Annotated in this window: 17 protein-coding genes; 6 read left to right on the top strand and 11 right to left on the bottom strand. The window is 62.9% G+C overall.

Annotated elements, in window-relative coordinates:
• Nucleotides 1-14 precede the first annotated feature (14 nt).
• The 4 genes from R9B85_RS05620 to R9B85_RS05635 all read right to left on the bottom strand — a co-directional run bounded on the left by R9B85_RS05620 (nucleotide 15) and on the right by R9B85_RS05635 (nucleotide 1,579).
• Nucleotides 15-440: a YybH family protein gene (locus R9B85_RS05620; RefSeq protein WP_189121308.1), complete on the bottom strand. Its 426-nt coding sequence runs from the start codon at nucleotides 438-440 to the stop codon at nucleotides 15-17.
• 156 nt (nucleotides 441-596) lie between these two features.
• Nucleotides 597-929, bottom strand: coding sequence for a type II toxin-antitoxin system HicB family antitoxin (locus tag R9B85_RS05625; RefSeq protein WP_112253217.1), 333 nt, complete (start codon nucleotides 927-929; stop codon nucleotides 597-599).
• On the bottom strand, nucleotides 926-1,180 hold the full coding sequence (locus tag R9B85_RS05630) for a type II toxin-antitoxin system HicA family toxin (RefSeq protein ID WP_112253218.1): 255 nt from the start codon (nucleotides 1,178-1,180) through the stop codon (nucleotides 926-928). The genes R9B85_RS05625 and R9B85_RS05630 overlap by 4 nt, the downstream gene beginning before the upstream one ends.
• Nucleotides 1,181-1,321: 141 nt before the next feature.
• Complete coding sequence (locus R9B85_RS05635) at nucleotides 1,322-1,579, bottom strand: DUF2790 domain-containing protein (protein WP_423770891.1); 258 nt, start codon at nucleotides 1,577-1,579, stop codon at nucleotides 1,322-1,324.
• Between the two features lie 354 nt (nucleotides 1,580-1,933).
• Between R9B85_RS05635 and R9B85_RS05640 the strand changes: the two genes are divergently transcribed.
• A complete protein-coding gene (locus R9B85_RS05640; RefSeq protein ID WP_112253219.1) occupies nucleotides 1,934-2,302 on the top strand; it encodes a GNAT family N-acetyltransferase in 369 nt (122 codons plus the stop codon).
• On the opposite strand, the gene def is transcribed toward R9B85_RS05640, so the two are convergent.
• The 3 genes from def to R9B85_RS05655 all read right to left on the bottom strand — a co-directional run bounded on the left by def (nucleotide 2,257) and on the right by R9B85_RS05655 (nucleotide 4,148).
• Nucleotides 2,257-2,793: a peptide deformylase gene (def, locus tag R9B85_RS05645; RefSeq protein WP_112253220.1), complete on the bottom strand. Its 537-nt coding sequence runs from the start codon at nucleotides 2,791-2,793 to the stop codon at nucleotides 2,257-2,259. The genes R9B85_RS05640 and def overlap by 46 nt on opposite strands.
• Entirely contained in the window at nucleotides 2,790-3,749 is a 960-nt protein-coding gene (locus R9B85_RS05650; RefSeq protein ID WP_112253221.1) for a YihY/virulence factor BrkB family protein, read from the bottom strand. The genes def and R9B85_RS05650 overlap by 4 nt, the downstream gene beginning before the upstream one ends.
• Nucleotides 3,750-3,968: 219 nt before the next feature.
• The gene (locus tag R9B85_RS05655; protein WP_015271319.1) at nucleotides 3,969-4,148 is read right to left on the bottom strand and encodes a CsbD family protein; all 180 of its coding nucleotides are present in this window, start codon (nucleotides 4,146-4,148) and stop codon (nucleotides 3,969-3,971) included.
• 186 nt (nucleotides 4,149-4,334) lie between these two features.
• Here R9B85_RS05655 and R9B85_RS05660 point away from each other — a divergent pair, with 186 nt between their 5' ends.
• The gene (locus R9B85_RS05660; RefSeq protein WP_013973727.1) at nucleotides 4,335-4,715 is read left to right on the top strand and encodes a hypothetical protein; all 381 of its coding nucleotides are present in this window, start codon (nucleotides 4,335-4,337) and stop codon (nucleotides 4,713-4,715) included.
• On the opposite strand, the gene R9B85_RS05665 is transcribed toward R9B85_RS05660, so the two are convergent.
• A complete protein-coding gene (locus R9B85_RS05665) occupies nucleotides 4,716-5,552 on the bottom strand; it encodes a CvfB family protein (RefSeq protein ID WP_112253222.1) in 837 nt (278 codons plus the stop codon).
• A gap of 131 nt (nucleotides 5,553-5,683) precedes the next feature.
• Between R9B85_RS05665 and R9B85_RS05670 the strand changes: the two genes are divergently transcribed.
• Complete coding sequence (locus R9B85_RS05670; protein WP_423770892.1) at nucleotides 5,684-6,544, top strand: DUF6279 family lipoprotein; 861 nt, start codon at nucleotides 5,684-5,686, stop codon at nucleotides 6,542-6,544.
• A 129-nt stretch (nucleotides 6,545-6,673) separates the two neighbouring features.
• Here the strand turns inward: R9B85_RS05670 and aceK are convergent, their stop codons facing one another.
• On the bottom strand, nucleotides 6,674-8,389 hold the full coding sequence (gene aceK / locus R9B85_RS05675; protein WP_215521068.1) for a bifunctional isocitrate dehydrogenase kinase/phosphatase: 1,716 nt from the start codon (nucleotides 8,387-8,389) through the stop codon (nucleotides 6,674-6,676).
• Nucleotides 8,390-8,637: 248 nt separating this feature from the next.
• Here aceK and R9B85_RS05680 point away from each other — a divergent pair, with 248 nt between their 5' ends.
• A complete protein-coding gene (locus R9B85_RS05680) occupies nucleotides 8,638-9,513 on the top strand; it encodes a DMT family transporter (RefSeq protein ID WP_112253226.1) in 876 nt (291 codons plus the stop codon).
• 13 nt (nucleotides 9,514-9,526) lie between these two features.
• Nucleotides 9,527-9,985 (top strand): DUF4265 domain-containing protein, encoded by a 459-nt coding sequence (locus tag R9B85_RS05685; protein WP_207876908.1) that lies wholly within the window; start codon nucleotides 9,527-9,529, stop codon nucleotides 9,983-9,985.
• 3 nt (nucleotides 9,986-9,988) lie between these two features.
• Here R9B85_RS05685 and R9B85_RS05690 read toward each other — a convergent pair whose 3' ends face one another.
• Nucleotides 9,989-10,870, bottom strand: coding sequence for a DMT family transporter (locus R9B85_RS05690; RefSeq protein WP_133974648.1), 882 nt, complete (start codon nucleotides 10,868-10,870; stop codon nucleotides 9,989-9,991).
• Between the two features lie 116 nt (nucleotides 10,871-10,986).
• Nucleotides 10,987-11,151, bottom strand: coding sequence for a hypothetical protein (locus R9B85_RS05695; protein WP_166674295.1), 165 nt, complete (start codon nucleotides 11,149-11,151; stop codon nucleotides 10,987-10,989).
• A gap of 285 nt (nucleotides 11,152-11,436) precedes the next feature.
• Here R9B85_RS05695 and R9B85_RS05700 point away from each other — a divergent pair, with 285 nt between their 5' ends.
• Complete coding sequence (locus tag R9B85_RS05700) at nucleotides 11,437-12,297, top strand: formylglycine-generating enzyme family protein (protein ID WP_423770893.1); 861 nt, start codon at nucleotides 11,437-11,439, stop codon at nucleotides 12,295-12,297.
• The last annotated feature ends 5 nt before the right edge of the window (nucleotides 12,298-12,302 follow it).

A 12,302-nucleotide genomic window follows, 5' to 3' on the forward strand; every position in this document is an offset into this window, starting at 1 on the left:
TTGGCGATAACGGCTCAGGGCTTGAGATCGAACAGGGCTTTCTGGGTTTCCATGTCGAACGGCGCCGACCAGTGCTCGTGGATGACCTGCCACTGGCCACCTTGACGACGATAGCCCACGGTGGCGCGCATGAAGCCGCACTGGCTTTCATTGTCCGCAGGGCCACAGCGGTTCAGCCAGTGGGCCAGGGCCAGGTCGCCAGCGGCATGCACGGTAAGTTCGGCGAACTCGAAAACCATCGGGCCGGGGCACATGCCCATGCACATTTCCCAGTGCGCCTGGTAGGTTGCCTTGCCTTTGAACTGCAGGGCCTGGATGGCATCGAAGGCGACGATGTCGTCGGCATAGGGAGCGATGATGTTGGGGATGTCGCGGTCGCGCACGGCCTGCATCCAGCGCTCGATCAATTGGCGGATCTCGGTTTCGGCTGCGGTGCTCATCGGGGGTTCCTCCGACAGGTCATGGGTGATTGGGCACGCGGTGCGGCGTGCTTTCACCTATGGTCGAACGGGAACTGGAGGAATCGACAGGCAGGGGAAACAATTCTGCACGGTGACGGCAGAATACCTGCGAGAAATAGCGAAAAGCAGGCTGGCTCAGGCCATTGCGGCTTGCTCAAAGACCTCATCAGCCCACTGGTTGAGGCTTTTGCCGGCAGCACGGGCAGCAACACTCGCGGCGGCATGAACTTCGGGCCGAATACGCAACATTACTTTGCCCGAAGCAGGTTTTTCCGGCGCAATGCCCTGCTCAGCACAATCGGCCAGGTAGTCTTCCAGCGCACCGCGAAATGCCTCATGCAGCTCGGGCACCGAGCTTGCGTGAAAACTGATGATGTCACGCATACCAAGCACTCGGCCGACGAAAATATCGTCACGCGCGTCGTACTCGATACGGGCGGCGTAGCCTTTGTAGCGCATGCAACTCATATCCTGACTCCTGCCCGCATGAGGAATTCACGGGCTTCTTCAATCTGATACCGCTTGGCTTCCTTGCCTGGATGAGGCCGATGGCATCTCCAGAATTGGCCACCAAGCACCAGTTTGACTCTGGAGCCTTGCCGCTCCAGCACCTCACCGCCCAGATGGAGTACCAATGCCTCGATCTCGGAGAAAGCCAACGACGCCGTGGTCGGCGTTCGGAAAATTGCGTCGAGGATCTTGCGGTATCGAGTGTTCATCGAAAAATGCTATCAAACAAAGATAGCACTTTTTCCTCGATATTCATTCAGGATTTTTCTGGCGCTTGAACTGCAATACGGTTGACAGCCCTGACACCAGCAGGCTGGTGAAAGGGCCATCGACACCAGGCAAATGTCCGATCAACCCTGCTGACAACCCTCACCCATGGCCCGGTACTGAATGGTGTGCACCTGGCCCTGGTGGTTCTCGTAGGTCATGGTCGCAGGTACCACTTCGCAGACGTTGGGGATGGTCGACAGGTTGATCACCCGCTTGATGTCCAGGTTCATGGAGTAGTCGTACTGCTGGGCGACGGGCTCGCTGGAGACGGGTCTGGCCTCATCGGCGAGGGCGAACGAGGACATACCGACCAATGCAAGAATCAGTAATGGTTTCATGTGAGTTTGCCTTTTGAGCATTCAAGCTGATCGATTGACTTCTATTGCCGTGCTCGGCGCGGAGAAGTTGCCATCTGCGATGAAGATGGCACGAAGTACCGATCCCGCTTCGTACTGCCAGTGGGGATGGATAAAAGTCTACTCCCGGCCCGGAATAGTTGAACCCCGAACTCGGACATTCACCCTTGCCAGATATGCAACAATCTGCGACAAGTTCAGCGCAAAATATCGGGCCAGAGCCTCTGGCCACCTTTCAGGGCAGGGCGCGCGATTTCTGAAAATTTGGATTGTTCGAAACTTTCGGCCCCGGAACGCCGGCTGCTGGACCACTTTTACCGCCAGCACGGCTCACGCATGCGTGCTGCGGGCGATGCTGAGCTGTGGGTAGCGCGAGGCCCTGGCATCATCGCGGGCTTGAGCCTGAGCCCGGTAGGCGATGGCTTCTGGCTGACCGGGTTGTTCGTCGACCCGCAACGGCGCAGCCAGGGGGTGGCCGGGCGGTTGGTCGAGGCGGCGCTGGCGCAGGCTGGCGGGCCCACCTGGCTGTTCTGCCACCCGGACCTTGCGCCCTTCTACCAGCGCCTGGGCTTCGACATGGCCCAGCTGCTGCCGCAAGCCCTGGCTGGCCGCCTGCAGCGCTACCAGCGCAGCAAGCGCCTGGTAGCAATGCAACGAGGTCAGTCGTCGCTGGCGTCGAGCCCGGGGAACAGCACCTCGGTGTAGCCGAACCGGGAAAAGTCCTGGATGCGTGACGGGTACAGCCGGCCGATCAGGTGGTCGCATTCATGCTGCACCACCCGCGCATGGAAGCCGTCGGCAAAGCGGTTGATCGGGTTGCCCTGGGGGTCGATGCCTTCATAGCAGATGTGCTTGAAACGCGGCACCACGCCGCGCAGGCCAGGCACCGACAGGCAACCTTCCCAACCGTCCTCGATCTCGCTGGACGTCGGCGTGATGACCGGGTTGAGCAGGATAGTCTGCGGCACCGGTTCGGCATTCGGGTAACGCTCGCTGCGCTCGAAGCCGAAGATGACAAGCTGCAGGTCGATGCCGATCTGTGGCGCGGCCAGGCCCACCCCGCCCACATGGCGCATGGTTTCGAACATGTCGTCGATCAGTTGCTGCAGTTCGGCGCTGCCGAGCATATGTTCGGGCACTGGCGGGGCGATGCGCAGCAGGCGTTCGTCGCCCATCTTGAGAATGTCACGGATCATCGGGGGTTCGGCTCGGAAGATTGATGCTCGCTCGGTACAGGGTGCTCATGGCCCAGCACGGTAATGGTTTCGCCGGGCTTGTGCTCATCGACGTCCTTCTCGCCAGGGTTCTTGCCCTCGCTCGACATGTGCTCGATCACCGCATTCATCTCCGCACCCAGCAGCAAAACGGCGGCGGAGATATAGAAATACAGCAATAGCACGATGATTGCACCGATACTGCCGTACATGGCGTTGTAATCGGCAAAGGTCTTCACGTAGTAGGCAAAGCCCAGCGACGCCAGGATCCACACCACCACCGCCAGCACCGAGCCCGGTGTGATGAAGCGGAATTCCTGCTTCACATCCGGCATCACGTAATAGATCAGCGCCACCGCCACCATCATCAGGATGATGATCGCCGGCCAGCGCAGGATGGTCCACACGGTGACGATCACCTCCTGCATGCCGATCTGGGCGGCAATCCACTCCATCACCTGCGGCCCCAGCACCATCAGCGCCGCAGCCACCAGCAGCATGCCGGCAATGCCGACTGTGTAGATGATCGACAACGGAATGCGCTTCCATACCGGGCGGCCCTCGGGCACATCGTAGGCGGCGTTCATCGCGCTCATCATCAGGCGCACACCGGCCGATGCGGTCCACAGGGCAATCACGATACCCACCGACAGCAGCCCGCCCTTGGACTGCTGCAACTGGTCGATCACCGGGTTGACCTGTTCCAGTGCCTGGGGTGGCAGCACCAGTTCCGATTGCAGGCGCAGCCAGGAAAAGAAGTCCGGCAGGTGCAGGAAACCGATCAGGGCGATCAGGAACAGCAAGAAGGGAAACAGTGAGAACAGCATCTGGTAGGCCAACGCGGAAGCGTAGGTCGACATCTCGTCGTCGAGAAATTCCTTGACAGTGCGTACCAGCACGCGGTGCAGGGGCAGGCCGCGCAGGTCGGGGAAAATCATAGCGTCTCCTTTCGCCGCTTGATTCGTGAGTACATGGGTAAGTCTAATAGACCATGCCGTTACTGTGCTGATCCCGGCCATGCTGCAAGAATTTGCTTACGCCAGTACCGGCCTTTTCGCGGGTAAACCCGCTCCCACAGGTCCTACGCAAGTTCAAGCACTGTGCAGCACCTGTGGGAGCGGGTTCACCCGCGAAATGGCCGGGACAGGTCACTCACATCAAGGCTTTTTCACCGCATCCTTCACGTTGCCCTTGATCTGTTGCCCCTCGCCCTTGAGCTCCTGCGCCTCGCCCTCGGCCCGCAGCCGCTCGTTGTCGGTCACTTTGCCGACACCCTGCTTGACGTTGCCGATCGCTTCGTTGGCCAGGCCTTTCGCTTTGTCTTTGGTACCGCTCATGGCAAAACTCCTGCAATTGGAGGCACAAGGACCGTGCCGACAGTCGGTGGACCCGACGCCTTCGCCAAGCGTTCCAACAGTTTTTTTGCCTTCGAACCGAGCGGCAAGGCGGTTGGCAAACCTTGCTCCGCTACACGCCACCCCTCACAATGCAGGCCTTCATAGCGTCAACCCGCAGGAACCTGCATGAAACTCGACAAACCCGCCGCCATCGCCCGGCGCAACGAAGCACTGGCCCGCCCGGTGCTGACCAGCAGCAACACCCTGTTCGCCATCCTCGACCGCAAGCGCAACCTGTGGTGGTTCGAGGTGCCGGTGGCCCTGCTGCGCAAGGGCCAGCCCGACTGGGTCAACCTGCTGCTGCACACCCCGGAAAGCGACGAGCTGCAGCACCTGAAGGTGCCGACCAACTTCCTGCGCGCTCACCAGGAACAAATGGAAGTGCGCAACCCGGGCAAGCGCCGCTCGACCATCAGCCTGGCCCTCAGCGCCGACCGCGACTCGCTGCTGCGCGACACCCGCCCCGGTGGCGAGCAGCTGGACTTCCGTACCTTCGTGCAGGCCTGATCAGGCCTTTTCGATGCGATCGTCATGGATGACGATGCGGCCCTGCTTGAACAACCCGCCGATGGCCTTCTTGAAGTTGCCCTTGCTGACGTTGAACAGCTTGCTGATCAGCGCCGGGTCGCTCTTGTCGCTCACGTTCAGCACCCCGCCTTCGGCATCCAGGCGCGCCATGATCTGCTCCTGCAGGCTGTCGGCCAAGGCCGCGCCGACCGGTTGCAGGCTGAGGGCGATCTTGCCGTCCTGGCGCACTTCCTTGATGAAGCCCTTCTCGTGCATGCCCGAGCGCAGGAACTTGAAAACTTCGTTCTTGTGGATCAGGCCCCAGTGGCGATTGTTGATGATCGCCTTGAAGCCCATAGGCGTCTCGCCGGCCACCAGCAGCTCGACCGGCTGGCCCACCTGGTAGTCCGCCGGGGTGCGGTCCAGGTAGCGGTCCAGGCGTGAGGTGGCAGTGATGCGGCGGGTGCGCTTGTCGAGGTACACGTGCACCACGCAGTAGTCGCCGATCTTCAGCGGCCGCGCCTCTTCCGAGTACGGCATCAGCAGGTCCTTGGACAGGCCCCAGTCAAGGAAGATGCCGGCACCGTTGATGTCCTTGACCTTGAGGCTGGCGAATTCGCCGACCTGCACCTTGGGCTTCTCGGTGGTGGCGATCAGCTGGTCTTCGCTGTCCAGGTAGATGAACACGTTCAGCCAGTCATCGACCTCGGTTTCGGCGTTTTTCGGGATGTAGCGCCCGGGCAGCAGGATCTCGCCGTCGGCGCCGCCGTCCAGATACAGGCCGAAGTCCACGTGTTTCACGATTTGCAAACTGTTGTAACGCCCAAGCAGAGCCATTTCCGATGTTCCTCAAGACAAGGTGGCTATTCTACACCTGAAGCCAGCGCGCCGCCCGACCGCTGATGCGGTGGAACCGTCAGCCCCTCGTCGCGTCTACCGTCTGGCCAGCCCCCAGCAAGGAACAGCACATGCCGCTACGCCTGTTCAAAGCCCTGCTCATCGCCATCGGCTTCGCCCTGGCCCTGGCCGCCTGCAGCCGCATCGACCTGGCCTACCGCAACCTCGACCGCCTGGTGCCGTGGTCGCTGGACGACTACCTGGCCATGAACAGCGAGCAGAAGGCCCTGCTTGACGACCGCCTGCGCGAGCACCTGGCCTGGCACTGCAAGACCCAATTGCCCGGCTACCTCGACTGGCTGGACCGGATACGCGGCATGGTCGCCGACGACCAGGTGACCGACCAGGCCCTGCAGCAGCGTACTCGCGAAGCCCGCGAGGCAATTGGCCGGGTGGCCGAGGAAATCACCCCTTCGGCCACCGAGTTGCTGCGCGGCATGAGCGATGCCCAGGTGGCGGAGATGCGCGAGGCGTTCCGCGAGGACATCAGCGAACGGCAGAAGAAGTATGTGGATACGCCGTTGGCCAAGCAGATCGCCCGCCGTACCGAACGCATGGAGAAACGCCTGACCCCGTGGTTCGGCGAGCTGACCGCGGTGCAGAAGCAACGCGTGCAGGCCTGGTCCCAGGCGCTGGGCGACCAGAACCGCGAATGGATCGCCAATCGAGCGCACTGGCAGCAGCAATTGCTGCTGGCGATGAACCAGCGCAACGACGCCAGCTTCGAGCCGCGCCTGGCGACGTTGTTACAGCGCAAGGAGAGTTTGTGGACGCCGGAGTACCGGGCGGCGTATCAGAATACCGAGCAGCAGGCGCGCAGCTTGCTGGTCGACCTGGTGCAGCAGAGTACCCCGCAGCAGCGGCGGTTTCTGGAGGAAAAATTGAGCAAGGTCCGGACTGATTTCAGTGAGTTGAAGTGTTTGAAGGGTTAACTGGGAAAAGCAGGGCCGGCCTCTTCGCGGGTAAACCCGCTCCCACAGGTACGGCACAGGATTTGAAACCAGTGGGGTCCCTGTGGGAGCGGGTTTACCCGCGAAGAGGCCGGGCCTGATAAAACAAGATCACCGCCCCTTGCGCCGATACGGAAACACATCGATCACCTTCCCTTCACGAATCGCCGCCTGCAGCCCCTTCCAGTAATCCGCATCGTACAACTCCCCATGCAAGCGGCTGAACAACCGCCGCTGGCCGATATCGGCAAACAGGAACGGCGGGAACTCCTCGGGGAACACGTCATGCGGGCCGATCGAGTACCACGGCTCGCCCGACATCTCGTCCTCCGGGTAACGCGGCGGCGGGATATGGCGGAAGTTCACCTCGGTCAAAAAGCTGATCTCGTCATAGTCATAGAACACCACCCGGCCATGGCGGGTAACGCCAAAGTTCTTCAACAGCATGTCGCCAGGGAAGATATTCGCCGCCGCCAGCTGCTTGATGGCCAGGCCGTAATCCTCCAGCGCCTCCAGCACCTGGCCCTCGCTGGCGTGCTCCAGATACAGGTTCAGCGGCGTCATGCGCCGCTCGGTCCAGCAGTGGCGGATCAGCACCGTGTCACCTTCCAGCGCCACGGTCGATGGCGCCACCTCCAGCAGTTCGGCCAGGCACTCCGGCTCGAACTTGCTGCGCGGGAAGCGAAAATCGGCAAACTCCTGGGTATCGGCCATCCGCCCAACGCGGTCGACGCTTTTCACCAGCCGGTACTTGTCGATCACCGTGGCACGGTCGACCGTCTTCGACGGTGAAAAGCGATCCTTGATGATCTTGAACACGGTGTTGAAGCCCGGCAGGGTGAACACGCTCATGACCATGCCACGCACCCCGGGCGCCATGACGAAGCGGTCGTCGCTGTTGGCCAGGTGGTTGATCAGCGCCCGGTAGAACTCCGACTTGCCGTGCTTGTAGAAACCGATGGAGGTATACAGCTCGGCCACGTGCTTGCCCGGCAAGATGCGCTTGAGGAAGTTGACGAACTCCGCCGGCACCGGCACATCGACCATGAAGTACGAGCGGGTGAAGGAAAAGATGATCGACACCTCGGCCTCGTCGGTGATCAGCGCATCGGCCTCGATACCGTGCCCTTCGCGGTGCAGCAGCGGGATTACCAGCGGCCACTGCTCGTCGCTGTTGAACAGCCGGCCAACCAGGTAGGCACCCTTGTTGCGGTACAGCACCGGCACGAACAGCTCCAGCGCCAGCGCTGGGTCCTTGCACACCCAGTCCGGCAGGCACTCGCGCAATTGCTCTTGCAGGCGTGTCAGGTCGCCCTCCAGGTCACCGTATGGCACATCGAACGGGTAATCGGTGAACACCGCCCGGAGCAGGCTCTTGAGCCCGCCGTCCGGCCGATAGGTACGGGTCTGCGCGGCGCGCTCGCGGCCGCGCATCGAGGGCCGGGTGGTATGGATGAACATGCAGCCGTCGCTGATCAGGTCATGGCTGAACAGGCTGCAGAACAGCGAGTTGTACCAGGTCTCGGACAGCTCGTCGTCCAGCCGCGGGTCGATCAGGTGGATATAGGCGTTCTTCACCAAAGGCCATTGCTCCACATCCAGCAGCACATCCTCGGCAAAACCCTGGCGCAGCCAGCCGTTGACCTCGGCGACCTTTTCTTCATAGAGATTGATGCGGGCGGCGGAAGCACGCTGGATATCCTGCCAGCGCGCCTGCTCGAAGCGTTTGCGGGCACCGAGGGTGATGCGCTGGAAGTGATCGCGGTAGTCATCGAAGCCGGCGAGGATCATCCGGGCGATTTCGACTGCTGGCCAGGGCTGGGACATGCGAAGACCTCGGTGCGGTGTTGAGTTACAGAGCTTAGTCGCCTCTTGGTTTTTGCGGAGCCTGTGCCGACCTCTTCGCGGGTAAACCCGCTCCCACAGGTTCTGTGCAATGCACGGCCCTGTGGTAATCCTGTGGGAGCGGGTTTACCCGCGAAGAGGCCGGCACAGATTTACACCGCAAGAAAGCACAAGAATCCCTTGGCCCCCTGACGTACACTCGCGCCCCTGCCCCGCCTCCGGAGACCGCTGTGAGCCCCATCGCCCTAGCCCGCCTGCTGACCCTTGCCGCCGTCTGGGGGGCGAGCTTCCTGTTCATGCGCATCATCGCCCCCGAACTGGGTACGGTGCCGACGGCGTTCTTCCGTGTGTCCATCGCCTGCCTGGGCCTGGTTGCACTGCTCGCCGCCGCCCGCGTGCGCTGGGATTTCCAGGGCAAGCTCGGCGCCTGCCTGGTGCTGGGCATGATCAACTCCGGCATCCCCGCCACGTTCTACTCCGTGGCCGCCCAGGTACTGCCTGCCGGCTACTCGGCAATCTTCAACGCCACCACGCCGTTGATGGGCGTGCTGGTCGGCGTGCTGTTCTTCCGCGAACCAATGACCCTGGCCAAGCTCTGCGGCATCTTCCTGGGCCTGTTCGGCGTCGGCATCCTCAGCGGCGCCGGCCCGGTGGCCCTGGACCTGGCCCTGCTGCAAGGCGCACTTGCCTGCCTGGCGGCCACCACCTGCTACGGCTTTGCCGGCTTCCTCGCCCGCCGCTGGGTCAGCGGCCTGGACAGCCGTCTGTCGGCACTGGGCAGCATGCTCGGCGCCACCCTGATGCTGAGCCCGCTGTTCGCCTGGAGCGCGCTGACCCAGCCGCCTGCCAGCTGGGGTGGCTGGCAGGTGTGGCTGTCGTTGATGGGGCTGGGCCTGCTGTGCACAGCGTTCGCCTACATCCTGTACTTCCGCCTGCTGGAGGAGATCGGCCCGGTCAAGGCCAGCACCGTGACCTTCCTGATTCCGGTATTCGGCGTATTGTGGGGGGCGTGGCTGCTGGACGAACCGCTGTCGATGGCGCACCTGTACGGCGGCCTGCTGATTGGCCTGGCATTGTGGCTGGTGCTGCGCCCGGCACGAAGCTGAAGCGGGGTACAGGATGAACGACGCGTACAAGAAGGTGCTGTTCCGCCTGGAGCAGGACGAAAACGGCTACCCGCCCGCCTCGGTCGAGGGCCTGTGGGCCAAGGCCGTGGAAGGCGGCTATGCCGTCGACAACATTCCCTTCCATGTCTACGGCATCGCCCCGGGCGACGTGATCGGCACCCGTGAGGACGCCGGCGAAACCTGGTTCGCCGAACTGCGCCGCAGCAGCGGCAGCTCGGTGTTCCGGGTGATCGTCAAGCCCCCGGAAACCCTGGACCAGGTATGCGCGGCCTTGCACGACTTCGGCTGCAACTGCGAAACCGAGCAGGCGGTGAAGATGCTGGCGGTCGAGGTCCCGCCGCAGCGCTCGCTCGACACCTTGCTCTACTACCTGCTCACCCAGCGCGAAGCCGGCCTGCTGGACTTCGAGGAAGGCGTACTGCGCCACGCCATCCCCGAAGAATTTCGCTAGGGCCTACGCCTCGGCCAGGCGCGCGGCGGGCTTGCGAAACACGAACAGCAGGCCCACCACGATCAGCCCCATGCCCAGCAGGCTGAGCGGCGCCAGGCGGTTGCCGAAGATCAGCAGGTCCATCACCGCGGTCACTGCCGGCACCAGGTAGAACAGGCTGGTGACATTGACCAGGTTACCCTTGGCGATCAGCCGGTACAGCAGCAGGGTCGCCAGCAACGAGACCACCAACCCCATCCACAGCAGCGCGCCGACGAAACCACCAGTCCACTCCACATGCAACGGCTGCAGCGGCGCGAACAGCGCGCACATGGCAAAGCCGGCCAGATACTGCAGAGGCAGCGTGCCCATGGGGTTGTCGGTGATGCGCTTCTGCAGGATTGAGCCGAAGGTCATGCTGACCAGGGCCAGCAAGGCGAACAGCATCCCCGCCAGCGACACCCCGCCCAGGTTGATGCCCTGGTAGACCACCATGATCAACCCGCCAAGCCCCAACCCCAGGCCGAACAAGCGGCTCCAGGAGCGCTGGCGCTCCATCAGCACCACGGTCAGGATCGGTTGTACCCCCATCACCGTGGCCATGACGCCGGGGGTAACGTGGGTATCGAGCGCCAGCAGATAGAAGATCTGATAGGCGCCGAGTAACACACAGCCGGTACCCAGGGCTCGCAGGATGGCCCCGCGACTGCGCGGCCAGCGTAGCCCCAGCAACGGGCCGATCAACAGCAGGCCGGCCAGGGCCAGCGCCGAGCGCAACAGCAGGAAGGCGAACGGGCTGGCGTGTGCCAGGCCAAGTTTGGAAACGATCGCCCCGCTGCTCCACAGCAGGACGAACAGGCTGGTAGTGGCCGCCGAGGCCACGGATGCTTTGCTAAAGACAGACATGTATTGCCACCTGATTCAAGGCGAATAAGCCAGACGGACGGCGTGTGCTTCAGCGTGGGAAGTCGCCGACCGTGTTCAGTAGGTTGCGTGTACGAAGGGATGCGGCCAGAAGCCGATCAGCCCAGCACGACCACGCAAGCAGGCGGAGCTACGCCGCCTACGACGCCACTGACAGGTGGTGGTGGATAGTGACTGATCATCGCCGGCTGCTGGCAGCCACGCACGACCATGCCCGCGACTGGCGCGATGGCAAAGCTTGTGGTGGAAGGGCTGGCTGGCATGAACAGGTCTTCGGGAAGAGAACAGTGGGCTGGACTATAGCCCGGTGCCCCATGCCTTGCAAACAGCTTTTGTGGGAGCGGCCTTGTGTCGCGAAAGGGCCGCAGAGCGGCCCCAGCAATATCTGCGGCGAAGCTGAGTGTGTGGGGCCGCTGCGCGCCCCTTTCGCGACACAAGGCCGCTCCTACAAAAAGACCGCGCCACCATGGATGTTGGTTAATTTCTCACCCCCCCGATTCGTCTGAATGCGAAACGCAGCCCGCATTCACCCGTTTCGAGGACCACCGATGAACGTATCCGCCTGGCTCCACCGGCCAGCCCAGGTCACCTGCCTGCTGCTGGTCAGCGCCTACGCCCACGCCGCCAAGCCCGGCGACGTGTTCAAAGACTGCAAGGACTGCCCCGAGATGGTCGTGCTGCCCGCCGGCAGCTACGTGATGGGTGCCCCCGACGACGAAGTGGGCCGCCAGCCCGACGAGGGCCCGCTGCACACCGTGACCTTCGCCAAGCCCTTCGCCATGAGCCGCTACCAGGTCACCGCCGGCGAACTGGACGCCTACATCAAGGCCACCGGCACCGTCATCAAGAGCGGCGACGACCGCCCAGGCCGCTGGTGCGAAGCCAGCAAGCCCAGCTACAAGCAAGGCCCCCGCCAGCCGGCGGTGTGCGTCGACTACGACGAAGTACAGGCCTACACCCGATGGCTGGCAAAAACCACCGGCAAACCCTACCGCATGGTCAGCGAAGCCGAACGCGAATATGCCGCCCGTGGTGGCTCCAGCGGCCCGTTCCCCTTCCCCTTCGACGAACCGGGCAAGTACGAGATCAGCAAGCACGCCAATACCTATGGCCCCAAGGATGGTCATGCCTTCACCGCCCCGGTGGGCAGCTACCCGCCCAATGCCTTCGGCATGTACGACATGCACGGCAACGTCTACGAATGGGTCGCCGACTGCTACCACGACAGCTACGAAGGCGCCCCCACCGACGGCAGCGCCTGGATCCAGGACCCCAAGTGCATCCGCGCGCACATGCGCGGCAACGACTGGGGCGAACCGCCGATCTTCTCCCGCTCGGCCAACCGCAACGACCGCCTCAAGACCACCCGCGGTGACTTCCTCGGCTTTCGCGTAGCACGCGAACTGTGAAGTTG

Origin of the sequence: Pseudomonas sp. NLJ1, from assembly GCF_049486705.1 — a bacterium.
Taxonomy (GTDB): domain Bacteria; phylum Pseudomonadota; class Gammaproteobacteria; order Pseudomonadales; family Pseudomonadaceae; genus Aquipseudomonas; species Aquipseudomonas inefficax.